Below are 23047 nucleotides of genomic sequence, written 5' to 3'. Positions count from 1 at the left end.
CCTTACGCGGCGTCAGTGGTTCTGCGGGAAACCGAGATTCAGGCCGCCGTGGCTGGGATCGAGCCAGCGGGTGGTGACGGCCTTGGTGCGGGTGAAGAAGTGCACGCCGTCGATGCCGTGCGCGTGGGAGTCGCCGAACAGCGAGTTCTTCCAGCCGCCGAAGCTGTAGTAGGCCATGGGCACCGGAATGGGGACGTTGATGCCGACCATGCCGACCTCGACCTCGTTGTGGAAGCGCCGGGCCGCGCCGCCGTCATTGGTGAACAGGGTGGTGCCGTTGCCGTACGGGTTGGCGTTGAGCAGCGCCATGGCCTCCTCGTAGGACTCGACCCGCAGCACCGACAGCACCGGTCCGAAGATCTCGTCGGTGTAGACGCTCATCTCCGGGGTGACGTGGTCGAGAATGGTGGGGCCCAGCCAGAATCCGTCCGCCGCGCCGTCCGCCTCCACCGTGCGGCCGTCGAGAACCACTGTCGCACCGGCGGATTCCCCGGCCTCCACATAGGACGCCACCCGGTCCCTATGCGCGCGGGTCACCAGCGGCCCCATATCGGCGCCCCGGGTGCCGTCGCCGGTACGAATGGTCTCGGCGCGCTCGGCGATCCGCGCCACCAGGTCGTCGGCCACCGGACCGACCGCCACCAGCGCGCTGATGGCCATGCATCGCTCCCCGGCGGAGCCGAAGCCCGCGTTCACGGCGGCGTCGGCGGCCAGATCCAGATCCGCGTCCGGCAGCACCACCATGTGGTTCTTGGCCCCGCCCAGCGCCTGCACCCGTTTGCCGTTGGCGGTGCCGCGTTCGTACACGTATCGGGCGATGGGCGTGGACCCCACGAAGGACACCGCCTTGACGGCCGGATTGTCGAGCAGTTCGTCCACCGCGACCTTGTCGCCCTGCACCACGTTGAACACGCCGTCGGGCAGCCCGGCCTCCTGCCACAGCGCGGCCAGCCACAGCGAGGCCGACGGATCCTTCTCGCTCGGCTTGAGCACCACGGTGTTCCCGGCCGCGATGGCGAGGGGGAAGAACCACATCGGCACCATGGCGGGGAAGTTGAACGGCGAGATGACCGCGACCGGTCCCAGCGGTTGGCGCACCGAGAAGATGTCGACCTTGGTGGAGGCGTTCTCGGTGTACCCGCCCTTGAGTAGATGCGGTATGCCGCACGCGAATTCGACTACTTCCAGGCCGCGTGCCACCTCGCCGAGCGCATCGGCGAGCACCTTGCCGTGTTCGGCGGTGATGATGGCGGCGAGTTCCTCCTTGCGCTCGTTGAGCAGTTCGCGGAATCGGAACAGCACCTGGGTGCGTTTGGCGAGGGAGGCGTCGCGCCAGGCGGGGAAGGCCGCGACCGCCGCGTCCACCACCGCCCGCACATCGGCCTGGTCGGCCAGCGCGACCTGTCCGGTCACCGCGCCCGTGGCGGGATTGGTCACCGGCGCGGTCGCCTCGCTGGATCCGGCGAACGGTTTGCCGTCGAGCCAGTGCGCGATGGTCTGCATAGTTCCTCGATTCGGTGAGCCGCGATCCTGACATGGGGGTCCGCTCCCGGTCACCGGCATGACGGGACGGACCCTCCGCGTCCTACTCTGCGCTGTCCATCATCATTCGCGCCCCGACGATCTGTATGTGCTTTCGGATTTCGTATTACGATTCGTCGGTGCTGCTCTCCGTCGCTGATGTCCTGGCGATGCCGGTGGTGCGCGCCGGGGAACCCGAGGTGGTCGGCGGCGGATCGCTCGACCGGCCGGTGCGCTGGGTACACGTGAGCGAACTGCCCGAGGTGGCGGAACTGCTGGTGGGCCGCGAACTCATCCTCACCACCGGCCAGGCGCTCACCCACGGTGCCGCCGCCACCGTCGACTATCTGAAAGCCTTGGCCGCGGCCGGTGTTTCGGGACTGGTGGTGGAACTGGGCACCTCCGTGCGGGAACTCTCCCCGCTCATCGCCGCCACCGCCGACGAACTGGGCATGCCGGTGATCGCGCTGCACCGGGTGGTGCGATTCGTGGAGATCACCGAGGCCGTGCACCGGGTGATCGTGGCCGACCAGTACGCCGAGCTGGAGTTCGCGCGCACCGTGCACGAGACCTTCACCGCCCTGAGCGTGCGCCGCGCATCGCTGGCCGAGATCGTGCAGACCGCCGCCACCATGCTGGACGCCTCGGTGGTGCTGGAAGATCTCACCCACCGCGTGCTGGCGCTCACCGCGCGCCATGCCGCCACCTCGGCCATTCTCGAGCACTGGGAGACCACCTCGCGGCTGCTGCCCGACTCCGACCCCACCGTGGTGCCGGTCGGCCCGCACACCCAGCGCTGGGGACGGCTCATCCTGCGCTCGCATCGGGTGCCGACCGTTCGCGCGCGCATGGTGCTGGAACGCGCGGCGCAGACGCTCACCCTGCACCGCATGATCGAACGGGATCGGTTCGGCCTGCACCGGCAGGCGCAGACCGGTCTCATCGACGACATGGTGACCGGGCGGATCAGCGACGAACGCGACGCCCTCGCCCTGGCCGCCTCCCTCGGACTGGCCCGCCGGGCCCGCTATGTGCCGATGGCCATCGATGTCGACGCCGTCACCGAGGCCGACCCGGTGGCGCGCCAGCGCCGCACGGCCGCCATCCTGGACGCCGCCATGCACGGGGTGGCGCTGGGCCGCGCCACCGCGCTGGCCACCCCGGGGCACGGCAATCGCGTACATCTCGTCCTCGCCGTGGGCCGCACCGCCGATCCGGACGCGAGCCTCACCACCGTGTGCATGGCCGTGGCCGCCGAGGTGCGCCGGGTGGCGGGCGTGGACCGGGTGGTCATCGGCGTGGGCGCGGATTCGGAATCCCTGCTCGACACCGCCCGGGAGCTGGCGCAGGCCGCGCATATCGCGGAGGTGGCGCTGTCGCTGGAGACCTCGCGCCCGCGGGCGTTCTATCGCAGCGGCGATGTGCGGTTGCGCGGGCTGCTGTCGCTCATCCGTGCGGAACCCGGCGTGCAGCGCTTCGCCGAAACCGAGCTGAGTGCCCTGCTGCGCCACGACATTCGGCACGACACCGAGCTGGTCCGCACCTTGCGCCTGTTCCTGGATCTGGCGGGCAACAAGACCGAACTGGCCCGGCGGTTGACCATCAGCAGGCCCACGCTCTACGACCGGTTGGCGCGGATCGAGCGGATTCTCGACGTCGATCTCGACAACGGAGAGACCCGCACCTCACTGCACACCGCGCTGCTCATTCGCGAGCTGGCCCCCGGCGACGGTGCGTGATTCGCGCAGCGCGGTGACCTCGGTGCGCAGTGCCCGCAGTTCCTCGACCAGCTTGCCGATCTCGCGGTCGGTGCGGTCGGCGGACTCCTCCACGGTCTTCAGCTTGTCGATGACCCAGCTGGTGGTGGTGCCGATGGCGAAACTGATCAGGCCGATGCCGAAGGTCATGAGCACCAGCGCCACCAGTCGGCCCTCGGTGGTGACCGGGTAGAAGTCGCCGTAGCCGACCGTGGTCACCGAGACCATCGACCACCACAGCGCGTCGCCGAAGTTGTGGATATTCGAATCCTCCACCCCGTACTCGGCGTCGTAGATGGCCAGACTGCACAGATACAGCATGAGAATCGAACTGGCGCCGATGAATACCGACAGCCGCGCGCGGGTCAGCGTGTGCCGGTGCAGGGTGTCCAGCAGGATCATGGCCGCGCGCAGCAGCCGCAGCGGACGGAACGGCGGCAGCAGCACGAACAGCAGATCCAGCGGATTCTGCTTCACGAACTGCCAGCGGTGCGTGGACAGCCGCAGCCGCACCCCGAAGTCCACCGCGAACACCACCCACACCAGGACGTCGACGGCGGTGAGCCAGAAGTCCAGCCGCGGTGACGGCCCGGTGTCGAGCACCTGCCAGGAGTAGACGCCCAGGAATACCGCCGCCAGCACCGTCAGGGGGACGTCGGCGGCGCGCTCCCAGCGCTGGAGGCGGTCGGCGGGCGGGGTGGACGTGGCCATCGGTACAACCTGCGGATTCGAGTACACGGACCAGCCGAGGTTACGAGATGACCGCCGTCGCGCACGAGCAGACCCCGAAACCTATCGGTAGTAGGGCACGGGGGAGACCCAGTGGAAGCCGCGCGAGACCACCGGGAATCGGTCCAGGTCGAGCAGTTCCAGCTGCATCCGCACCGGACGGCCGCCGAGCTGACCGGTGAGGATCAGCCGGTCCGGCTCCGGCCGCTGATAGCCGAACATGCCGAGCGGCCAGGTATGCGAGATGTCCTTGGACAGCGTGATGGTCTGCCGTTCGGTGTCGATGCGGGCCGGGAACGACAGCAGCGAGTCGTCCATGCGCTGTGCGGTCACGCCCTGCGGGATATCGAAGATGACGCGGCGCAAGCGCGCGGCGGGGTCGAGTGCCGCGCCGGTGTCGGGCGCGCCGTCGAAGTCGGTCAGCGCGGGCACGGTCTCGCCCGCCACGGTGTACTCGGTGACATCCCAGATGCCGTAGAGGGGTGAGCGGTCGCGGCCGTTTCCGGCGGTACGCCAGGCGTCGTGGGCTTCGACGGTCGCGGTGAACAGCAGCCAGAGGCCGAGCACCGCCTGCGCGCCCACCAGGATGCGCCGTGCCCGCGGGGTCGAGACCAGCGGTTCGGCCGCGCGGACACCGACGGCGTGGCCGAGCAGCGCTCGCATCAGGCGCACCAGCTCGGGCGCGGCGAGGATCAGCGCCCAGACCAACAGTTGCCCCGCGAAGAGCTTCACCGGCACGTCGAAGGTGAGATTGAGCAACAGCACCTGCATGGCCACCACGAGCGCCAGCACCGATCCCAGCCCGGCCGTGACCGGCAGCGCCAGTAGCAGCGCGGCCGCGACTTCCGCCGCGCCCAAGGCCATTTCGTACGGCTCCGATGCCGAGGTCTGCGCCCACAGCACCGCCATCGGACTCATCTGCCCGAACGGCTCCACCAGCCGCTCCAGATAGAACGTCATCTGCGAGGGCAGCAGTTTGACCATGCCGTACAGCAGCAGCGCGCTCATCAGCGCCAGGCGCAGCAGCAGCCGGAACCACGCGTACAGCCGCACGTAGTTCGGCCGGTTCCGGTCCACCAGCGACCACACCGCCGCGGCCGCCAGACTGACCAGCAGCAGCGTGAACTGTGAAATCCAGTGCGCCGCGGTATCGCCGCTGCCGGTCGGCGTGTAATCGACTGTCACGCCGAAGATTCGCGTACCCACCCAATCGGTCAGCGGAGACAGCGCCAGCCATGTCGACAGCTCCAGCACCGCATCCTGCGGCGTGCCCACCGATCGCACCAGGGTGTGCACGAGCCAGGTGCCCGCCATGCCGATGCCGACGAAGACGAACCCGAACCGAAAGACCACCCGCGTCAACGGATGCCACCGCACGACGGCCTCCGGCTCATCCGTGCGAGTCCCCTCGACCGCCACTTGCGCAACCACGTCGATTCCTCCACCGCTAGCGCGCCCAAATCCTTTGCGGCCGAAACGCTATGGCACCTCGTGAACTCGTCGTATCCACCAAAAGCTGTGCCCCGACCGTCGGTGCCCCCAGAACGAGGGTGGGATTCCGCATCCACCCGAGCCGAGGGTGCGATCGGGACTCACCCGCGTCGGGGGTGACGACGCGACCTGCCCGCGTCGAGGGGGCGACGACGGCACCTGCCCGCGCCGGGAGGGAGACGACGGCGCCAAACCCGTGCCGGGGCGCGGCGACGGAACCCATTCGCGCCGGGCGAGCGCCGTCGGATCGTGGCGACCGATCGCGCGTGAACGTCCGGCCCGACCGCCGTGACGGCCGGACCGAACGCCATGCGCGGCGGTGCCGTGCTACCCGTCGACCGTGAGCACCGAGCCCGCGGCGACGGTCCGGCCGCCTTCCCGGACGGCGAAGCCGAGGCCGGGCTCCAGCGGCACCGGCTGGCCCAGCACCACCGTGACCTCGACGGTGTCACCGGGCATCGCCATCGTCGCGGTGGCGAGGGTGACGTCGCCGACCACATCGCCGGTGCGCAGGTAGAACTGCGGCCGGTAGCCGGTGGTGATCGGCGTCCGCCGCCCGCCCTCCGCCGCCGACAGCAGGTGCAGGCGCGCGGTGAAGCGGGTGCGCACCTCGACGCTGCCGGTGGCGGCGACGATCTGGCCGCGCCGCACCTGATCGCGCTGGACGCCGCGCAGCAGCAGCGCGACATTGTCACCCGCCTCCGCGAATTCCATGGTGCGACCGAAGGTTTCCACACCGGTGACCACCGTCTCCAGCGCGCGGCCGTAGCCGAGCACCGCGACGCTGTCGCCCATGCGGACCCGCCCGCGCTCTACCGCACCGGTGACGACGGTGCCGCGGCCGGTGATGGTGAGCACGTTCTCGATCGGCAGCAGGAACGGCGCGTCGGTGTAGCGCACGGGCGTGGGGATGTGGTTGTCCACCGCGTCCAGCAACCGCAGCACCGCCGCCGACCAGTGCGGGTCACCCCGCAGCGCGAGCAGCCCCGAGACCGGCACCACCGGGGTGGCCGCACCGTCGTAGCCGTGCGCGCTCAGCAGCTCGCGCACCTCGAGGTCGACCAGCTCCAGCAGCTCGGGATCCGCGCCGTCGGCCTTGTTCAGCGCGACGACCAGGTGTTCGACCCCGACCTGCCGGGCCAGCAGCACATGCTCGACGGTCTGCGGCATCACGCCGTCCTGCGCGGACAGCACCAGGATCGCGCCGTCGACCTGCGCCGCCCCGGTGATCATGTTCTTCACGAAGTCGGCGTGCCCCGGCATGTCCACGTGCGCGTAGTGCCGGGCGTCGGTCTCGTACTCGACGTGCGCGATATTGATGGTGATACCGCGGTCGACCTCCTCCGGGGCGCGGTCGATGCGCTCGAACGGCACGTAGGAGCCGCCGCCGCGCTCGGCGAGCACCTTGGTGATGGCGGCGGTGAGCGTCGTCTTGCCGTGGTCGACGTGACCCATGGTGCCGATATTGAGGTGCGGCTTGGTGCGGACGAAGGCCTGCTTGGCCATGATGAGATCTTTTCTGGGAGTCGTGGATCGGGACCTCGGCGACGAACCACCTTCCCCATCCGAGGTCCCGGGGACGTCCCGGGGAAGGTCAGCGTCGGGTGCCGTCGAACGCGGATGCGACCACCAGGGCAGCCGTCATCGCGCCCGCTGCCGCGGGCGAGACGATGATCAGCTGCCGGAACATGCCGAACATGGTGCCGCACGTCCGGCGATGTCCGCCACCGAATTTCCGATGCGCCACCGAATTTCCGACGCGCTGCGCTCTCACGTCCCAGCTCCCGCGCACCCGGTATGCCCGGGCAGCGGCATCAGCTGTCGTGCGGCGCCACCAAGCCGGATTCGTAGGCGAGCACCACCAATTGGGCGCGGTCCCGCGCCCGCAGTTTGGTCATCGCCCGATTGACATGGGTTTTCGCGGTGAGCGGGCTGATGACCATGTGATCGGCGATCTCGTGATTGGACAGCCCCCGGGCAACCAGGGCCACCGCCTCGCGTTCACGTTTGGTGAGTTCGTCCAGGCCGCTGCCCGCCGCGAGCGGCAGGCTGACGTAGCGGTCGATCAGGCGGCGAGTGATGGACGGGGCGAGCAGGGCGTCACCGCGGGCCGCGACCCGGATGGCGTGCAGGAAATCCTCCGGCTGGATGTCCTTCACCAGGAATCCGGCCGCGCCCGCCCGCAGTGCGTTGAACACGTACTCGTCCAGGCCGTAGTTGGTGAGGATGATGACGTGCACCCCGGCCAGCGCCGGGTCCGCGGCGATGCGCCGCGTCGCCTCGATACCGTCCAGCACCGGCATCTGGATGTCGAGCAGCGCGATATCGGGCAGATGTTCCCGGGCCAGCGCCACGCCCGCCTGCCCGTCGGCGGCCTCGGCCACCACCTCGATATCGTCCTCCATATCGAGCAGCGCCCGGAATCCACTGCGGATGAGCGGCTGGTCGTCCACCAGCAGCACGCGGATCACGGCTGTCCCACCGGCAATTCGGCGTGCACGCGGAAGCCGCCCTCGGCGCGCGGCGCCGCCCGCAGCCGCCCGCCGAGCGCGGCGACCCGCTCGCGCATGCCGTGCAATCCGACCCCCGGCACCGGCTCGCTGTCCGGCATCGCCCGGCCGTCGTCGTCGACCTGGACCACGAGTGCGTCCGGGTGGTAGTCCAGGCGCACCGACGCCGTCGCGGCGGCGGCGTGCCGGGTGATGTTGGTCAGCGCCTCCTGCACGATCCGGTAGGCGGTCCGGCCGACCGTGGCGGGTAGGTCCCGGGGCTGTCCGGCCACCGTCAGGCTGGCGTCCAGGCCGCTGCTGCGCGCCCGTTCCACCAGGTCCGCGATGTGGTCCACGCCGGGCGGCGGAGTCCGGTCGTCGTCGCGCAGCGCCTCCAGGGTCGCGCGCAACTCGCGGGTCGCCTCCCGGCCGGCCTCCCGGATGGCCAGCAGCGCCTCCGGCACCTCCTCGCCACGCTTGCGGGCCAGATGCACGGCGACCTCGGCCTGCACCTTGATGACCGAGATCTGGTGGGTGAGCGAATCGTGCAGTTCCCGGGCGATGTGCAGGCGTTCTTCGTCGGCGCGGCGGCGCGCGGTCTCCTCGCGGGTGCGTTCGGCCTCGTCCGCCCGCCGCTCGGCCTGCCGCAGCGCCTCACCCGCGGCCGCGGCCGCGATCAGCCACGCCAGTTCGAGCGCACCCCGGGCCTGCGCGAACGCCTCGCGCGAATCGTCGAGGGCGACGAAGGCAGCCAGCGGCAGGGCGGCGACGAGCGTCACCGCCGCGATGGCGGTGACCACATGGTGTCCGGCCCGCACCGCCGCGTACACCGCGAACAGGAAGCCCACCGCGGGCACATCGAGGCCAACGGCCTGGTACCCCAGCGCGCAGGCCCCGGTCCCGGCCAGCACGGCGATCGGCGCGCGGCGGCGCGCCGCCAGCATCAGGCCGCTGGCAGCCAGCAGCGTGTAGCCGAGCGGGTCCAGGGCGGTGGGGGAGTGTCCGGCCGAGCGCCCGGCGAGGAGCAGGCTCGCGGCCACGCCGAGGGCGATCGCCCAGTCCACGATTCGTGCCCTGCTCATGCGCGCACACTAACCGGCCGATCGCGAAGCGGAAACCTTCGGGCGGATGGTCTCCCGATACCGCGTCCGCGGTATGCCCACGGCGTCGGCGGTAGCGCGAAGTGTCCGCGCTCGCACGACGACTCGCGGCCGGTCCGGCGGACATGCTTCGAGGGCCCCGTTCTCGATCCGAAGGAAGCAGATCATGTCCAGTCGTCACCGGATCGCCGCCGCGACAGCCGTTCTCGTCACTCCTCTACTCGCCCCCGCGGTCGCGCACGCCGCGACGGGACCGGTCGCCGCCGGTGCCTACGAGCTCAGCGCCGGACGACTGGGCGGTCTCGTCGCCGCGCTCGCCGGAAGCGCCGGGGTCGTGGTCGGCGTGCCGGCTCTCACCCGGCGCGGTGGCCGGTTCGGCACCGGCTCCGCAGCGATCGTCGCCCTGGCGGCCGGACTGTTCGCGATCGTTCTCGGCGCGGTGGTCGTGGTGACCGCCGACGGCGGACTGGGCACCGGCAACGGGCTCGGTGGCGGCATCGTGGCCATGGTCATCGGGCTGTGCGCCGTGCTCGTCGGCGGGTTCGGCCGTACCCGCGCCCGCCGCGTCGGCTGATCCGAAAAGTGCGTCCGCCTCAGGCGGATTCGGCGGGAGCCCAGCGATTGGCGGTGAGGGTGAACCCCGGCAGGGCGTCGAGCGACATGGTGGCCTCGAAGATGCGCTCGTAGCCGGTGTGCGCGATGCGCCAGCGCCCATCGTCGCGGCGGTACCGGTCGCGGTAATAGGCGGCGCCCCGGATCAGCACCCGGTACTCGGGCACGATCACGGTGTCCTCCAGACACCAACTGCCCGTGGCGGTGTCGCCGTCCACCTCGATCTCCGGGTGGGTGGCGACGTGCACCGTGATGATGTTGGCGCTCAGTGCCGAGCGCATGTAGTCGACGATCGCGTCACGGCCGGTGAATCGCAAAGGCATACCGCCGGAGGGGGATCCGTAGTCACCGGTCGCGTCGGGGGTGAAGGTGTCGGCGAAGTCGTCCCACTGCTTGAGGTCCAGGGACCGCAGGTAGCGATATTTGAGGGAGCGGATGCTCTCCACGGCTTCCAGGTCCATACCGGACACCTTCCTGAGAACATGTTCTAGTTCGCAGCAGGGTAGAGCACTTGTTAAGCGATCGACAAGGGTTGCCGGTAAGACTGTGGCCCATGTTCAAGAAGTTGCTGGCAGCCGTCGGAGTCGGTGGGGCCGAGGTCGAGACCGAATTGCACACGCCCGGAGTGCAACCCGGCGGGACGGTGCACGGTGTCGTTCGCCTGCGCGGGGGGAGTGTCGAACAGGAGATCAACCGCGTCGCGGTGGAACTGGTGACTCGGGTCGAGATCGAGCACGCCGACGAGGAATACGACGCCTACCGCTCCTTCTGGTCCGCCGACGTGCACGGGCCGTTCGCCCTGGCGGCGAACGCGCCCTACGAATTCCCGTTCGCGCTGCACACTCCGATGGAAACCCCGATCACCTTCTACAACGGCCGGCATCTGCCCGGTATGGAGGTCTTCGTTCGCACTGTGGTCGAAGTCAGCGGTGCGGTGGACCCGGGCGACCGCGATCCGCTCGGCATCGGCGCGCTGCCCGCCCAGCACGTCGTTCTCGCCACCCTGGAGCAGTTCGGCTTTCCGCTGCATCGCGCCGACGTCGAAGCCGGTCGCCTGCGCGGCATCCAGCAGCAGCTGCCGTTCTATCAGGAGATCGAATTCGGCCGCTCGCACAACTATCCGCGGCTGAACCAGCTCGAGGTCACCTTCGTGGCCCGGCACGACGGGATGGATGTGGTGCTCGAGGCGGACAAGAAGGGCGGCTGGATCAGCGAGGGTCGCGATGTGTTCGACGTGATCCACGTCGACTACGGCGCTCTCGACCACACCGACTGGGCGTCGGTGCTGCACGACCGACTGGCAAAACTGTAACGTGTTCTCGAAATAGCCTCGGGCGGCACCGAGCGGTTGCTACCCTCCCGGCATGATCGCCACCCTGGTCTGGGGAACCGGCAATGTCGGCCGGGCAGCCATCCGCGCCGTCGCCGCGCATCCAGCGCTCGAACTCACCGGCGTCCTCGTGCACGACCCGAAGAAGGTCGGCCGGGACGCCGGTGACCTGGCCGGACTCGACACCGAACTGGGCGTCGCGGCCACCGACGACATCGACGCCGCGCTGGCGGACGGCCCCCGCGCCATCGTCTACGCCGCGTCCGGGGATATCCGCCCCGTCGAGGCTTTCACCGATATCGTGCGCGCCCTGCGCGCCGGAGCCGTGGTCGTCACGCCCGCGCTCTACGCCTTCTACGACCATCGCAGCGCCCCGGCCGATCTGCGTGAGCAGGTGCTGGAAGCGATTGCGGCGGGCGGTGGTTCGCTGTTCGTCTCCGGCATCGATCCGGGCTGGGGCAACGACGTGCTGCCCCTGCTCATGACCGGGCTCGCCAGCACCGTGGCGGTGGTGCGCTGCCAGGAGATCTTCGACTACAGCACCTACGACCAGCCCGATTCGGTGCGCTACCTGGTCGGCATGGGGCAGCCCATGGACTACGAACCGCCCATGCTCGCGGCGGGCGTCCCGACCATGGTGTGGGGCGGGCAGATTCGACTCATGGCGCGCGGACTCGGCGCGCAACTCGACGAGATCCGCGAGACCGTGGAGCGGCGCGCCCTGGACGAGGCCGTCGGCACCGAACTCATGGGAGAATTCGCCGCGGGCACACAGGGCGCGGTGCGTTTCGAGGTGCAGGGCATCGTCGGCGGCGAACCCCGCATCGTCATCGAACACGTCACCCGCATCCACGGCGGTTGCGCCCCCGACTGGCCCACCCCGCCCACCGGCGACGGCGCGCACCGCGTCATCCTCGAGGGCCGTCCACGGATCGAGGTGAGCGTCGAGGCCACCGATGAGGGCGGCAATCGCTCCGCGGGCGGAAACGCCACGGCCGTGGGCAGATTGGTCGGGGCCATCGACTGGCTGGCCGCCGCGGAACCCGGACTCTACGACGCTCTCGACGTCCCGCTGCGCGCTGGCGTCGGCATTCTCGGAAAGGCACGCTCATGATCATCGACATTCCCGCGGGCAAGGATCCGATCGGCTACGTGTGGGGTGAGATGGTGCCCGGCATCGGCCTGGCCGCCTCCCGGTTCTCCCTGGCCGTCTATGAGCACACCACCCTGGGGCTGCGCGAATTCGAGGCCGCCCGACTGCGCATCGCCCAGCTCAACGGCTGTCTGTTCTGCCAGGACTGGCGCACCGAACGCGACGGGCAGAAGGTCGAGGACGGTTTCGACGCCGCGGTCACCGCATGGCGCACCACCTCGTCCTTCGACGAGCGCACCCGCATGGCGGCCGAGTACGCCGAACGCTACGCCCTCGACCATCACAATCTCGACGACGAGTTCTGGACCCGGATGACCCGGCACTACACGCAGGCCGAGATCGTGGAGCTCAGCATGTGCATCGGCTCATGGCTGGCCTTCGGGCGGCTCAATCACGTACTGGGACTGGATGCCGTCTGTGTCCTGCCCGGCCACCCGAACTCGCGGTAGGGCCACGGTTCATCACCGTATTCCACCACGCGTCGAGTGGACTGGGATGCGGCCAGACCGCCACCACGTCCTCGCCCTCGATGTCGTCGTCGCCACCGCTGGTATCGATATCGCTCACCGTCCGCGCCCTTCCCGGGACAGGAGGAACCTGTCTCATATCCGTTGTATCCCAAGAAAAGTCGGACCTCGCGGTTTTGGGAAGCGGCTGGCACGGGCGGCCGGGCATTCCGGGCGGCCGCGCACGCCGATTGCTCGATCTGTGCGGCGGCATTGCTCCCGCGCACGGTCCGGACCGAAATCGGCGCGGTAATGCGCGGCAGCTCCGCCGGCGATGTCGCGGTGATGTCGCCGAGCAGTCGCTGTATCGACGTCAGGCTGCCCTGTGGCACGTGAAAATGCCCGTGCCGCAAGGAGTTCGAGAAAGTGGTCTAGCGGGGTATACAGCGCTGGCCGCCGCCCGGCTCGCGGGTTCCCGCCGCGTCAGGTGATGACGAGCAGTTCGGTGGGCGAGGCGATCTCGACGCGCAGTCCGGCCTTCTCCGCCACCCGCGCCAGTCCCCGCACGTCCGTGGGCTCGGCGCGGGTCAGCACCAGGGCGCGGGCCAGTAGTCCCTTGTGGTGTTTGTTGAAGTGGCTCACCACGGTTCGCGACCCGTCCGGCCGCTCGGTGAGCACGGTGGCCGTCACCGCACCCGGCACCCGGCCCAACTGCTGATAGGTGCCCGAGCGCAGATCCACCACGAGCTCACCCTCGGTCTCGTCGCGCAGCGCCTGCGGCAGCACCTCCTTCCACACCGATTGCAGGGTCGGCAGGCCGGGCAGCTTGGAACCACCCGAGAGCCGGTACGCCGGAATCGGATCGCCCGCGCGCACCACCCCGAACAGTGCCGAGCCGATGCCGACCCGCGCCTGCGCCTTGGCCCGCTGCGCCTTGGTGAAGGAGGCGGCGTCGAGTGCGTCGTAGAGCACCCCGGTGTAGCGGTCCAACGCGGGCCGGGTGGGGGAGGAGCGCAGCGCCGCATTGCGCGCGATCTCGGCGTCAGCCCCCTTCCCCAGGCCCAGCGCGGCGCGGGCGGTGTCGGGGTCGGCCGCCAGCGCCGTCAACTCGGTGCAGAGCCGGTCGCGCACCTTCGTGAGCTGCGGCAACGACAGGGCGTCCAGGTCCAGCGGACCGCCCGATCCGCCATCGGACTTGGTTTCGGAGGGAGGCAGCAGCACCAGCACGAGCGAACACGGTAATCCCTTACGGAGTTCCCCTGCGCAGCGGCTACGCTGTGGAGCCGTGATCACCCGCCTCTCCCACCTGTTCCTGCGCACGCTGCGCGACGACCCCGCCGACGCCGAGGTGCCCAGCCACAAACTGCTGGTGCGCGCCGGATACGTGCGGCGCATCGCGCCCGGTGTCTACTCGTGGCTGCCGCTCGGCCTGCGCGTGCTGCGCAAGGTCGAGAACGTGGTCCGGGAGGAAATGGACGCCATCGGCGCCCAGGAGATCTCACTGCCGGCGCTGTTGCCGCGCGAACCGTACGAGGCCACCAACCGCTGGACCGAATACGGCGACGCCCTCTTCCGGCTCAAGGACCGCAAGGGGCAGGACTACCTGCTCGGCCCCACCCACGAGGAATTGTTCGCGCTCACCGTGAAGGGCGAGTACAACTCCTACAAGGATCTGCCCGTCACCCTGTACCAGATCCAGACCAAGTACCGCGACGAGGGCCGCCCGCGCGCGGGCATCCTGCGCGGGCGCGAGTTCATCATGAAGGACTCGTACTCCTTCGACCTCGACGAGGACGGGCTGAAGAACAGCTACAACGCCCACCGCGAGGCGTACCAGCGCATCTTCGACCGGCTCGGCGTCAAGTACGTGATCGTGGCCGCCACCTCCGGCGCCATGGGCGGATCGGCGTCCGAGGAATTCCTGGCCGACAGTCCGGTCGGCGAGGACACCTACGTCATCTGCCGCGCCTCCGGTTACGCCGCGAACGTGGAGGCGGTGGTCACCCCCGCGCCGCCGGAGGTCCCCATCGAAGGCCAGGCCGAGGCCGTCGTGCACGACACCCCGGACACCCCCACCATCGCCACGCTGGTCGACTGGGCCAACGGTGCCGGAATCGCCGAGCGGCTGGGCCGCCCGGTGACCGCCGCCGACACCCTCAAGAACGTCATGGTCAAGCTGCGCTACCCGGACGGCAAGACCGAGATCCTCGGTGTCGGCATCCCCGGCGACCGCGAGGTCGACGACAAGCGCCTCGAGGCCGCCGTCGAACCGGCCGAGGTGGAGATGCTCGACGACGCCGACTTCAAGGCCAACCCGTTCCTGGTGAAGGGTTACATCGGCCCGAAGGCGCTGCTCGCCAACGGCATTCGCTACCTGGTCGATCCGCGCGTGGTGAGCGGCACCGCCTGGATCACCGGCGCGGACGAGCCGGGCAAGCACTACGTCGGCCTGGTCGCCGGGCGCGACTTCACCCCGGACGGCACCATCGAGGCCGCCGAGGTGCGCGACGGCGACCCCTCACCCGACGGCCGCGGCGTTCTCGAGGCCGCACGCGGTATCGAGATCGGCCACATCTTCCAGCTCGGCCAGAAGTACACCGACGCCTTCGACGTCGACGTGCTCGGCGAGAACGGTAAGCCGGTGCGCCTCACCATGGGCTCCTACGGCGTCGGCGTCTCCCGCATGGTGGCCGTGGTCGCCGAGCAGATGCACGACGACAAGGGCCTGCGCTGGCCGCGCGAGATCGCACCCTTCGACGTGCACGTCGTCATCGCCAACAAGGACGCCGGCGCTCGGGCCGGAGCCGAACAGGTCGCGGCGGAACTGAACTCGGCCGGACTCGAGGTGCTGCTCGACGACCGCACCGCCTCCCCGGGCGTGAAGTTCAAGGACGCCGAACTGCTCGGCATGCCGCTGGTGCTGGTGGTCGGCCGTGGTTGGGCCGACGGCAAGGTGGAACTGCGCGACCGCTTCGCCGGGACCGGCGACGAGATACCCGCCGAGGACGCCGTGCGGGCGGTGCTCGCCAAGGCGCGCGGCTGAGTCGGGCGGTCGCCCGGGCTCGTGCGGCCCGCACCCGCTCCGTGGAATCGCTCGGCATGTCGCGATGAGACCGCGGCCGCCGAGATCCAGGCACGGGGCCGTCGGGAGGATGGGGTATTGCCCCGGGTGCACCGGGATCGACCACCGCGATGGTGAGCGGAGCGGCGGCCACGGCGGCGCGGAGCCCGTGCTGGGTCGTGGGCGCGGTGCGGTCGGTCGGGAGCGTTCGCATTCGATCGACTGTCGTCGATTCGCTCGTGCGACGCCTCTCGGTCCCGCGGCCGCCGAGTCTCAGGTGCGCGGTACGAACCGCACGAAGGGGATCCGCTCGCCGACGGCGCGGAAATCGTCCTGTGAGCCGTCGACCTTGTAGCCCATCAGCCGGGGGAGCAGCTTCTCCGCCGCGCGTCGGTGTTCGACGGCATAGCGGGCGAACACCTCCGCACCGTCCTGCTGCGGCACGAATTCGGCCGTGACCGGAATGGTGCGACGCCCGACCTCGATGGTGACGTCCGGTGTCTTCTGCAGATTGCGGTACCACGCGGCGGTGGGGCCCCAGCCGGACGCCACGATGTAGCTGCCGTCCGCCGGGTCGTGGTGCACGACCTCCAGCACCACCTCGCGGGGTTTGCCGCTTTTGCGGCCGATGTGATGCAGCAGCATCATGCGGCCGCCGAGGAGCCAGCCGAGACGCCAGTGGTAGAGGTGGATCGGCAATCGGAAGAACCAGCGCTTCAGGCCGGTCGGCGGGCCGATGTTCTTCACGATATCCACTCCGATACTCCTTCCGTCGGGACGGCGCGACCGCCGTCGGCATCGCGATGGTCGATGGGCGGTGTGCCGCCGCGATGCCCCGGCGGAACCCCGGAGTTGCTATTCCGCCCGCGGATTCGGTGTGTCGTCACGCCGGGGCGACGGCGCGGGGGAGCGGGGTGGTTGCACGAGCCCGTACAGCACGGCGGCGATCGAATCTTCGGTGTGGCGCAGCCGCAGTGCGCGATGGATGACCAGCCCGTCGACGGCCGCCATGACCGCCGCCGCGCCGCGGTGTGGGTCGGCGACGCCGTGCACGGCGAACCAGTCGCCGAGCCGGGCCACGAATTCGTCCAGCACCGCCGCGACGGCCGCCCGCAGCGTCGCGTCCCGGGTGGCGGCCAGGGCGGTCTCGGTGAAGAGCAGGGTGGCCGGATTGTCGCCGGTGTAGGTGGCCGTGATCGCCAGCAGGGCGTCCACGGCTTCGGTGGGAGTGGTGACGCTGTCGAGTAGATCCCCCATCCGGGTGGTGGCCGCCCGCAGCTCCTGGGTAACAGCGTCGGTCAGCAGTGCCTGGAGCGATGAGTAGTGATAGTGCACGACGCTCGGGTTCACTCCGGCGCGTTCGGCGAGCACCCGGGTGCTGACCGCGGACCAACCCCGTTCGGGGATGAGCGTGACCGCCGTCCGTCGCAGCCGCTCACGCACCTCATGTCCGCGCATCGCCGCTGGTGAAACCATGTACTACACCTCCCGGGAACCGCGCTGGCGACTATGTCGAACATTCGTCCTGTACGACTGCCCTGTACGAATGACCCGAATCTACCCCGGAAAGATCGATCGGTCCAGATGCGCTCCCGAGCGGTGCCCCGCTCGCGCGTATCACGCCGGGTACCGACGCCGCCCGCCGCGATACCTCGGATGCTCAATGATCAGGCGAATGCCGCTCTGCGGCCGAGCCCGGCGAGCCATGGCCGGGCGCGGCGACGTGACTCAGTTGTACGACTGGGCGACCCCGTCGAGCAGACGCTCCAGCGTCTCGTAACTCGGCAGGTCGGCCACATCGATGAGATTCGCGGTGACGGGCACCCGATTGCGCTGGGCCACGTCGGTGAACAATTCGGCGTCGCCGGTGCGGAAGCCGTATTCGGCGGCCAGCCGCTGCAATTCCGGGTCGGTGGAAAGCAATTCACCGAGCCGGTCGCCGCTGTCGCTGAGCGGCACCACCGTGTGATGCGACATCACCGTCGGCGACGGGTACAGCATGACCATGTCCGGCTTCAACTCCCCGTGCACCGCCGCCTCGACGTACTGCGCCTCGTACGCCCACACCAGCGGCGTGGTGCCCATCCCGGTCGACAGGTACTCCCGGAACGGCCCCTCACTGCTGTTCTCGGTGTAGCCCTGCCGGGTGAACAGCCGGGCCACCCGCGAGAGCGCGTGCTCCTCGGCCGCGGCCCCGCGCACCACCGAATGTTCGTTCGCCACATGGGATGCCACCGCCAGGTACATGGCGGCCGAGTTGGAGGTGCGCGGATCGGTGGTGGAGATCAGCATGTGCTTGCGCACCGGATAGGCGGTATTGCCCGGCAACTGGTCCCACTGCGTCCCCCGCTCGACCAATTCCAGGTACTTCGCCATGTCCAGCACCGGCGTCGGGCCGGGCCGCACCGCACCCGCCGCCGTGAGCAGGTCCACGATCGGCCGAAAGGTCGCGACGATCATGGGGGAGGAGAACGGCGTGTACTTCGCGCTCACCCCCACCTGTCGTTGAATGCGCTCCGCCGCCACCGAACTCGACGGGAACGCGAAGTCGTAGTCCGCCAGGTCCACCGAGGTGGCGATCTGCCGCGACCCCGCCGGGTCCACCTCCACCGTCAGGCCGTGTCCCGCCAGCGTCTCGATCACCCGGGGATCACCGAAGAACGCCGCCTTCTCGGATCCGATCACACCCCGCACGGTGGTGCGGTCCGCCGGAGCGGCCGTCACCGGCCCGGACTCCGACCCGCCCCCGACCGCCACCGCGACGGCGGCCACCGCCACCACCGCGGCGGCCGCGGCCGCCAGCACCCGCTTGTCGCGCACGTTCACGCTCCGCACCCGCCGCACGACCTGCCGCAACGCACCCGCGGCACCGACGGTGTCGGTCGCGCCCGCGTCGGTCCGCGCGGGTCGCGGCGGACCCGCCGCCGTGCCTGATTCGTCACCCGCCGTGCCGGTTTCGTTGGTCGCCGCACCGGTTTCGCTCACCGCCGCGCCCGCCGCGCCGATATCCGTGACCACCTGCTCCGTGGTATCTCCCCGATGCCCCGGATCCAGCTCGCGCCGCACGATCCGCTCGACCAGGATCGGTACGAACTCGCGAATCTTGCGCCCCTCGAACCGCTTTCTCGCCTCCCCCACCGCGGACTCGACGCGCTCCACCGAATGCGCCCGCCCGTACGCATCCACCAGCCGCTCCCGCACCTGCGCCAGCGCCTTCTCCTCGCGGGCAGTATCTCGGGGGGTTTCGACCGTCACCGGCTATCTCCTCAGCCTCGCACCAGATCATCCGCGCGCCAGCCGGATCACCCACCGACACGTCCCGAAGCTGTCTACCCGTTCCGGTGAAACATCCAGCAACACACAGGTGTTCACCGCCTGAACACGGCGCGAGCTTCGTTCGGAATTCCACCGAGTGATCCTGATGCCCGGCCAGGAGCCGAACGCCTACTGACCCGGGAAGGCGACGGTGGCCGGATCGGTGCCCAGAATCGACTGCCAGGTCGCCAGTCGCATCGCCGTCTCGGTGAGCGCTTCGATACCGGTGCGGCGAAGGTCGGGGGTGGCGGCGCGTTCCACCACCGACCGCCAGGCCGCGGCGGCATCGGATTCGACGGCCACGGCGAGATTCGCTGCCGGAATCGGATCGTCGACCGGGAAGGGGGCGGTGTAGGCGGCATCCGGGGCGGGGACCGGCGCGCCGAGCGACTTCAACAGGTCGGCGGTGGCGTCGCGGCGGGCGCGGTGTGCGGCGGTGAACTCCGAAACCACTTGGAGCCGTTCCGGATTGGCGTAGGCGGCGATGACGCCGTAGGCGTAGACGGCCGCGTATTCGGCGCTCAACGCGGCGGTGAGCGCCTGCTGGTCGGCGGTGGTCATGCGAGCAGGACCCCCGCGTGGGTGGCGCAGGCGGCACTGATGGAAGCGAGCAGGGCGGCGCGGTACCCGGACAGGGCGGCCGCCAACTCGGCCGCGGAGCGCTGCGAATCGGTGAGGGCGGTGCGCAGTTCGGTCAGCGCGGGCGGCGTCGCCGGGGCGGTGGGGGTGACCGGCGGCGTGCGGTGCGCGGGCGTGGTGCCGTCCCCGTAAACGCCGATGACACGGTCGATCTCGGTGCGCAGCGCATCGGCGTGCGCGGTGCGCTGATCCGCGACGATGCGCAGTGCCGCGGCCCGCTCGGGCAGCGCCGCGATGGCGGCGGTGGCGGCCACCGCGTCGGCGCGGGCCGAGGTTTCCTGGGCCACAAGCGGATCGGGTGCGACCGGGGTCTCCTGCGCGCAGCCCGCGACCGCGCCCACGGCGGTGACCGCGAGCGCGCCGCCACCGGCCAACCGCAGCAGGCCGCGACGGTCCAGGGCGAACGACGGTGAGCTGGGACACGGGGTCGAGCGGTCGGCGTGGACCGTGAGATCGGCCGCATGACGGCGGAGGCTGCTGGGCACGGATCCATGGTGCCAGTCCGCCGAGCGGACCCGCGCCGCCAGTCCCCTCGGATAGGCTGTGATCTCGATCGATATCGGCCACCACCGGGCGCGTCGCCATGGACACGCCGACGGTGCGGCCGGTGCGACAAGGCGAAAGCCGGGGCCGTTGGCTGGTCCTTTACACTCTTTCAGCGCGTTACGCTAGACCTTTGGCAGGGTATTTCGCCGTGGCTGCCCGCCGACACCGCTCGACCCTATCGATACCGGCCCCACCTGTATCGATACCGACAACTCAACCCGCCACAACTGAACCAGGAGCCGCCCCACATGCCGATGCCGACCGAGGAAAGGGTGAGCCAGCTAGTTGCTGAGCTCGTCGAACGCCGAGGATTCGACCTCGAAGGCGTCGTGATCGCGGCTGCGGGGAAAGAGCAGGCGAAGGTCACGGTGATCGTCGACAGCGACGGCCCCACCGACCTGGACGTCGTGGCGGAGCTGAGTTCGGATCTCTCGACGCTGCTCGACGAGGCCGGTGACTTCGGAGAAACCCCCTATCTCCTGGAGGTCACCACCCCCGGCATCGACCGCCCCCTCACCGCGCTCCGGCACTGGCGGCGGGCCCGGGGACGAAAAGCCGCCGTCACAATGCGCCCCGGCACCGAATCACCGGAGGGCAAGCCGAAGTTCGAGGCCCGCGTCGGGGCCGTCACCGACACCGACGTGGCCCTGGTGCTGGGCGGTAAGCGGAACCCGCACCGGGTGACGGTGCCGCTGGCCGATATCGAGCGGGCCGTCGTGCAGGTGGAGTTCAACCCACCGGGTGCGGCCGAGCTGGAGTTGGCGGGGGGAGTCGCACCGGGCCGACCCCGGCCAGGTGCCCAGGAGGTATCCGAAGTATCCGAAGACACAGCAGAGACAGCAGTGGCAGCGTCCGCTTCACCGACCGAAGGGATCGTGGAATGAACATCGAAATCGAAGCCCTGCGCGCGATTGTCGCCGACAAGGGAATCTCGATGGAGACGGTGATCTCCGCGATCGAGTCCGCGTTGCTCACCGCCTACCGGCACACCGAGGGCCACCAGCCCAACGCCCGCATCGACATCAACCCCAAGACCGGGGTGGTGCGGGTGATGGCGCGCGAGCTGGACGCCGACGGCAATGTCGTCTCCGAATGGGACGACACCCCCGAGGGCTTCGGCCGCATCGCCGCCACCACCGCCCGCCAGGTGGTGTTGCAGCGGTTGCGCGACGCCGAGAACGAGAAGTCCTTCGGCGAGTTCTCCACGCACGAGGGCGATATCGTCGGCGGCGTCGTGCAGCGCGACGCCCGGATGAACGCCCGCGGCACCGTGGTGGTGCGGATCGGCAGCGAGGCGCACGGCGCGGAGGGGCTCATCCCACCCGCCGAGCAGGTCCCCGGTGAGACCTACGAGCACGGCGACCGCATCAAGTGCTACGTGGTCGGCGTCTCCCGCGGCCCCCGCGGCCCGCAGATCACCCTCTCGCGCACTCACCCGAACCTCGTTCGCCGCCTGTTCGCCCTCGAGGTGCCCGAGATCGCCGACGGCTCGGTCGAGATCGTGGCGGTGGCCCGCGAGGCCGGACACCGCTCCAAGATCGCGGTGCGCTCCACCGTGTCCGGCGTCAACGCCAAGGGCGCGTGCATCGGCCCGATGGGCCAGCGCGTGCGCAATGTGATGAGCGAGCTGGCGGGGGAGAAGATCGACATCATCGACTACGCCGACGATCCGGCCGCGTTCGTCGGGAATGCGCTGTCGCCGTCGAAGGTTGTCTCCGTCACGATCGTCGATCCCGACGCCCGCGCCGCCCGCGTGGTGGTGCCGGACTTCCAGCTGTCGCTGGCGATCGGCAAGGAGGGGCAGAACGCCCGCCTGGCCGCCCGCCTGACCGGCTGGCGTATCGACATCCGCAGTGACGCCGCCCCGGATGTGGCGGGCGCCCCCCGTACGGAGGCGCATCACCGAGGGTGATCACAACGACCCGCGAATTGGCTCTCACCAGCACGGAGACTCGCGGAACAGACCTTCCGGATGACATGTTGGTAACTTCCGAGAAGGACGGATGCGGAGATCGGGACACAGTGGAGGTAGAGTTGACGCAGGCTCAGCGCGAGTCTTCGGCTACTTCACACTCCGCGCGGGTCCGGGATCAACGACCGGCACCCGTGCGGACATGTGTGGGGTGTCGGAAACGCGAGCTGGCCGCCGATCTGTTGCGGGTCGTGGCGCAGGATGTGGATGGAGAGCATTCGGCTGCGGTCGTTCCCGATCCGCGGCGCAGACTTCCCGGACGGGGTGCCTGGTTGCACCCCCTTTCGGCCTGTCTGAGCACGGCAGTTCGGCGCCGAGCATTCGGCAGAGCACTACGAGTGTCCGGAAATCTGGATATCTCAGCCCTGGAGCAGTACGTAGAGAACAGGCACGAGCACTCATGAGCACACCGTGAAGTCCCAGCGATGATCGGCCATCGGAAATAACCGGAGGTCGTGCGGGTTCCCATCACCTAACGACGGATGGGTGCCACGCTCGACCTCTCAGTGAGGAGAGCAGTGGCAGGCAAGGCCCGCGTGCACGAGTTGGCGAAAGAACTCGGTGTCACGAGCAAGGAACTACTCGCAACGCTCAAGGAGCAGGGCGAGTTCGTGAAGTCGGCGTCATCGACGGTGGAGGCCCCCGTCGCACGTCGCCTGCGCGAGTCGTTCGCGTCGAAGAACGCCCCCGCGAACGGCAACGCCGGCAAGGGTGGCGGCAAGCCCGGTCAGTCCCAGGCCCCGCGTCCGGCCGCCAAGCCGTCCGCCCCGGCCGCCGGAGGACCGCGCCCCGGCCCCCGTCCCAGTGCGCCGAGCCCGGCGCAGACCCCCGCGCCCAAGCCCGCGCCGGAGCAGACCGCCCCGGCCGCGCGCACCGAGGCGCCAAG

General features: G+C 69.8%; 24 protein-coding genes. 10 read left to right on the top strand and 14 right to left on the bottom strand.

What is annotated here, in order from left to right; translation table 11 throughout:
- Window positions 1-12: 12 nt before the first annotated feature.
- Window positions 13-1503: a CoA-acylating methylmalonate-semialdehyde dehydrogenase gene (locus QJS31_RS16255; RefSeq protein ID WP_306357065.1), complete on the bottom strand. Its 1491-nt coding sequence runs from the start codon at window positions 1501-1503 to the stop codon at window positions 13-15.
- A 158-nt stretch (window positions 1504-1661) separates the two neighbouring features.
- Between QJS31_RS16255 and QJS31_RS16250 the strand changes: the two genes are divergently transcribed.
- Window positions 1662-3260, top strand: a complete 1599-nt coding sequence (locus QJS31_RS16250) for a PucR family transcriptional regulator (RefSeq protein WP_282783938.1) — start codon at window positions 1662-1664, stop codon at window positions 3258-3260.
- Here QJS31_RS16250 and QJS31_RS16245 read toward each other — a convergent pair.
- The 6 genes from QJS31_RS16245 to QJS31_RS16220 form a co-directional block, all read right to left on the bottom strand.
- A complete protein-coding gene (locus tag QJS31_RS16245) occupies window positions 3207-3989 on the bottom strand; it encodes a potassium channel family protein (protein ID WP_282783940.1) in 783 nt (260 codons plus the stop codon). The genes QJS31_RS16250 and QJS31_RS16245 overlap by 54 nt on opposite strands.
- An 81-nt stretch (window positions 3990-4070) precedes the next feature.
- Window positions 4071-5438 carry a DoxX family protein gene (locus QJS31_RS16240; RefSeq protein WP_282783943.1) on the bottom strand — a complete coding sequence of 456 codons (1368 nt, stop codon included), beginning with the start codon at window positions 5436-5438 and terminating at the stop codon, window positions 4071-4073.
- Between the two features lie 387 nt (window positions 5439-5825).
- Entirely contained in the window at window positions 5826-7004 is a 1179-nt protein-coding gene (tuf, locus tag QJS31_RS16235) for an elongation factor Tu (RefSeq protein ID WP_282783945.1), read from the bottom strand.
- An 88-nt stretch (window positions 7005-7092) separates the two neighbouring features.
- Entirely contained in the window at window positions 7093-7272 is a 180-nt protein-coding gene (locus QJS31_RS16230; RefSeq protein WP_306357064.1) for a hypothetical protein, read from the bottom strand.
- Window positions 7273-7312: 40 nt separating this feature from the next.
- The gene (locus QJS31_RS16225) at window positions 7313-7969 is read right to left on the bottom strand and encodes a response regulator transcription factor (protein WP_306357063.1); all 657 of its coding nucleotides are present in this window, start codon (window positions 7967-7969) and stop codon (window positions 7313-7315) included.
- Window positions 7966-9069, bottom strand: coding sequence for a histidine kinase (locus QJS31_RS16220; protein ID WP_306357062.1), 1104 nt, complete (start codon window positions 9067-9069; stop codon window positions 7966-7968). The genes QJS31_RS16225 and QJS31_RS16220 overlap by 4 nt, the downstream gene beginning before the upstream one ends.
- A 184-nt stretch (window positions 9070-9253) precedes the next feature.
- Between QJS31_RS16220 and QJS31_RS16215 the strand changes: the two genes are divergently transcribed.
- Window positions 9254-9661 carry a DUF6223 family protein gene (locus QJS31_RS16215; protein WP_306357061.1) on the top strand — a complete coding sequence of 136 codons (408 nt, stop codon included), beginning with the start codon at window positions 9254-9256 and terminating at the stop codon, window positions 9659-9661.
- A gap of 19 nt (window positions 9662-9680) precedes the next feature.
- On the opposite strand, the gene QJS31_RS16210 is transcribed toward QJS31_RS16215, so the two are convergent.
- Entirely contained in the window at window positions 9681-10160 is a 480-nt protein-coding gene (locus QJS31_RS16210; protein ID WP_282784385.1) for a nuclear transport factor 2 family protein, read from the bottom strand.
- Between the two features lie 92 nt (window positions 10161-10252).
- Between QJS31_RS16210 and QJS31_RS16205 the strand changes: the two genes are divergently transcribed.
- Genes QJS31_RS16205 through QJS31_RS16195 form a run of 3 tightly spaced genes read left to right on the top strand, consistent with a single transcriptional unit; the run spans window position 10253 to window position 12631 of the window.
- Complete coding sequence (locus tag QJS31_RS16205) at window positions 10253-11011, top strand: sporulation protein (protein ID WP_282784383.1); 759 nt, start codon at window positions 10253-10255, stop codon at window positions 11009-11011.
- A 52-nt stretch (window positions 11012-11063) separates the two neighbouring features.
- On the top strand, window positions 11064-12143 hold the full coding sequence (locus QJS31_RS16200; protein ID WP_282784381.1) for a dihydrodipicolinate reductase: 1080 nt from the start codon (window positions 11064-11066) through the stop codon (window positions 12141-12143).
- Entirely contained in the window at window positions 12140-12631 is a 492-nt protein-coding gene (locus QJS31_RS16195; protein WP_029929852.1) for a carboxymuconolactone decarboxylase family protein, read from the top strand. Before QJS31_RS16200 ends, QJS31_RS16195 begins: the two co-directional genes overlap by 4 nt.
- A 480-nt stretch (window positions 12632-13111) precedes the next feature.
- On the opposite strand, the gene yaaA is transcribed toward QJS31_RS16195, so the two are convergent.
- Entirely contained in the window at window positions 13112-13855 is a 744-nt protein-coding gene (yaaA, locus tag QJS31_RS16190) for a peroxide stress protein YaaA (RefSeq protein ID WP_306357060.1), read from the bottom strand.
- A gap of 58 nt (window positions 13856-13913) precedes the next feature.
- Between yaaA and QJS31_RS16185 the strand changes: the two genes are divergently transcribed.
- Window positions 13914-15671, top strand: coding sequence for a proline--tRNA ligase (locus QJS31_RS16185; protein WP_282784376.1), 1758 nt, complete (start codon window positions 13914-13916; stop codon window positions 15669-15671).
- Window positions 15672-15962: 291 nt separating this feature from the next.
- On the opposite strand, the gene QJS31_RS16180 is transcribed toward QJS31_RS16185, so the two are convergent.
- From QJS31_RS16180 to QJS31_RS16160, 5 genes are all read right to left on the bottom strand, one after another.
- On the bottom strand, window positions 15963-16445 hold the full coding sequence (locus tag QJS31_RS16180; RefSeq protein ID WP_282784374.1) for a nitroreductase family deazaflavin-dependent oxidoreductase: 483 nt from the start codon (window positions 16443-16445) through the stop codon (window positions 15963-15965).
- Between the two features lie 99 nt (window positions 16446-16544).
- On the bottom strand, window positions 16545-17165 hold the full coding sequence (locus tag QJS31_RS16175) for a TetR/AcrR family transcriptional regulator (RefSeq protein WP_282784372.1): 621 nt from the start codon (window positions 17163-17165) through the stop codon (window positions 16545-16547).
- A gap of 252 nt (window positions 17166-17417) precedes the next feature.
- Complete coding sequence (locus QJS31_RS16170) at window positions 17418-18944, bottom strand: three-helix bundle dimerization domain-containing protein (RefSeq protein WP_306357059.1); 1527 nt, start codon at window positions 18942-18944, stop codon at window positions 17418-17420.
- Between the two features lie 189 nt (window positions 18945-19133).
- A complete protein-coding gene (locus tag QJS31_RS16165) occupies window positions 19134-19565 on the bottom strand; it encodes a ferritin-like domain-containing protein (RefSeq protein ID WP_282786662.1) in 432 nt (143 codons plus the stop codon).
- Window positions 19562-20128, bottom strand: a complete 567-nt coding sequence (locus QJS31_RS16160; protein WP_306357058.1) for a hypothetical protein — start codon at window positions 20126-20128, stop codon at window positions 19562-19564. The genes QJS31_RS16165 and QJS31_RS16160 overlap by 4 nt, the downstream gene beginning before the upstream one ends.
- 309 nt (window positions 20129-20437) lie before the next feature.
- Between QJS31_RS16160 and rimP the strand changes: the two genes are divergently transcribed.
- From rimP to QJS31_RS16140, 4 genes are all read left to right on the top strand, one after another.
- Window positions 20438-21073 (top strand): ribosome maturation factor RimP, encoded by a 636-nt coding sequence (gene rimP / locus QJS31_RS16155; protein ID WP_282786278.1) that lies wholly within the window; start codon window positions 20438-20440, stop codon window positions 21071-21073.
- Window positions 21070-22101, top strand: a complete 1032-nt coding sequence (nusA, locus tag QJS31_RS16150) for a transcription termination factor NusA (RefSeq protein WP_282786277.1) — start codon at window positions 21070-21072, stop codon at window positions 22099-22101. The genes rimP and nusA overlap by 4 nt, the downstream gene beginning before the upstream one ends.
- 122 nt (window positions 22102-22223) lie before the next feature.
- Window positions 22224-22565 carry a YlxR family protein gene (locus QJS31_RS16145; protein WP_370450420.1) on the top strand — a complete coding sequence of 114 codons (342 nt, stop codon included), beginning with the start codon at window positions 22224-22226 and terminating at the stop codon, window positions 22563-22565.
- A 114-nt stretch (window positions 22566-22679) separates the two neighbouring features.
- On the top strand, window positions 22680-23047 hold a 368-nt coding region (locus QJS31_RS16140; RefSeq protein ID WP_306357057.1), incomplete at its 3' end, for a translation initiation factor IF-2 N-terminal domain-containing protein.

The sequence above is a fragment of the Nocardia sp. CC213A genome (assembly GCF_030766805.1).
GTDB lineage: Bacteria > Actinomycetota > Actinomycetes > Mycobacteriales > Mycobacteriaceae > Nocardia > Nocardia otitidiscaviarum.
Note: the sequence above shows the minus strand (reverse complement) of the source record. Positions and strands in the feature narration are given on the sequence as shown.

Excerpts from the sequence above, each read along its gene's own strand:
- QJS31_RS16195 (WP_029929852.1), top strand. The coding sequence starts at position 12,140 with ATGATCATCGACATTCCCGCGGGCAAGGATCCGATCGGCTACGTGTGG.
- QJS31_RS16255 (WP_306357065.1), bottom strand. The coding sequence starts at position 1,503 with ATGCAGACCATCGCGCACTGGCTCGACGGCAAACCGTTCGCCGGATCC.
- QJS31_RS16245 (WP_282783940.1), bottom strand. The coding sequence starts at position 3,989 with ATGGCCACGTCCACCCCGCCCGCCGACCGCCTCCAGCGCTGGGAGCGC.
- tuf (WP_282783945.1), bottom strand. The coding sequence starts at position 7,004 with ATGGCCAAGCAGGCCTTCGTCCGCACCAAGCCGCACCTCAATATCGGC.
- QJS31_RS16215 (WP_306357061.1), top strand. The coding sequence starts at position 9,254 with ATGTCCAGTCGTCACCGGATCGCCGCCGCGACAGCCGTTCTCGTCACT.
- rimP (WP_282786278.1), top strand. The coding sequence starts at position 20,438 with ATGCCGATGCCGACCGAGGAAAGGGTGAGCCAGCTAGTTGCTGAGCTC.
- QJS31_RS16205 (WP_282784383.1), top strand. The coding sequence starts at position 10,253 with ATGTTCAAGAAGTTGCTGGCAGCCGTCGGAGTCGGTGGGGCCGAGGTC.
- QJS31_RS16165 (WP_282786662.1), bottom strand. The coding sequence starts at position 19,565 with ATGACCACCGCCGACCAGCAGGCGCTCACCGCCGCGTTGAGCGCCGAA.
- QJS31_RS16175 (WP_282784372.1), bottom strand. The coding sequence starts at position 17,165 with ATGGTTTCACCAGCGGCGATGCGCGGACATGAGGTGCGTGAGCGGCTG.
- nusA (WP_282786277.1), top strand. The coding sequence starts at position 21,070 with ATGAACATCGAAATCGAAGCCCTGCGCGCGATTGTCGCCGACAAGGGA.
- QJS31_RS16210 (WP_282784385.1), bottom strand. The coding sequence starts at position 10,160 with ATGGACCTGGAAGCCGTGGAGAGCATCCGCTCCCTCAAATATCGCTAC.
- QJS31_RS16220 (WP_306357062.1), bottom strand. The coding sequence starts at position 9,069 with ATGAGCAGGGCACGAATCGTGGACTGGGCGATCGCCCTCGGCGTGGCC.
- QJS31_RS16200 (WP_282784381.1), top strand. The coding sequence starts at position 11,064 with ATGATCGCCACCCTGGTCTGGGGAACCGGCAATGTCGGCCGGGCAGCC.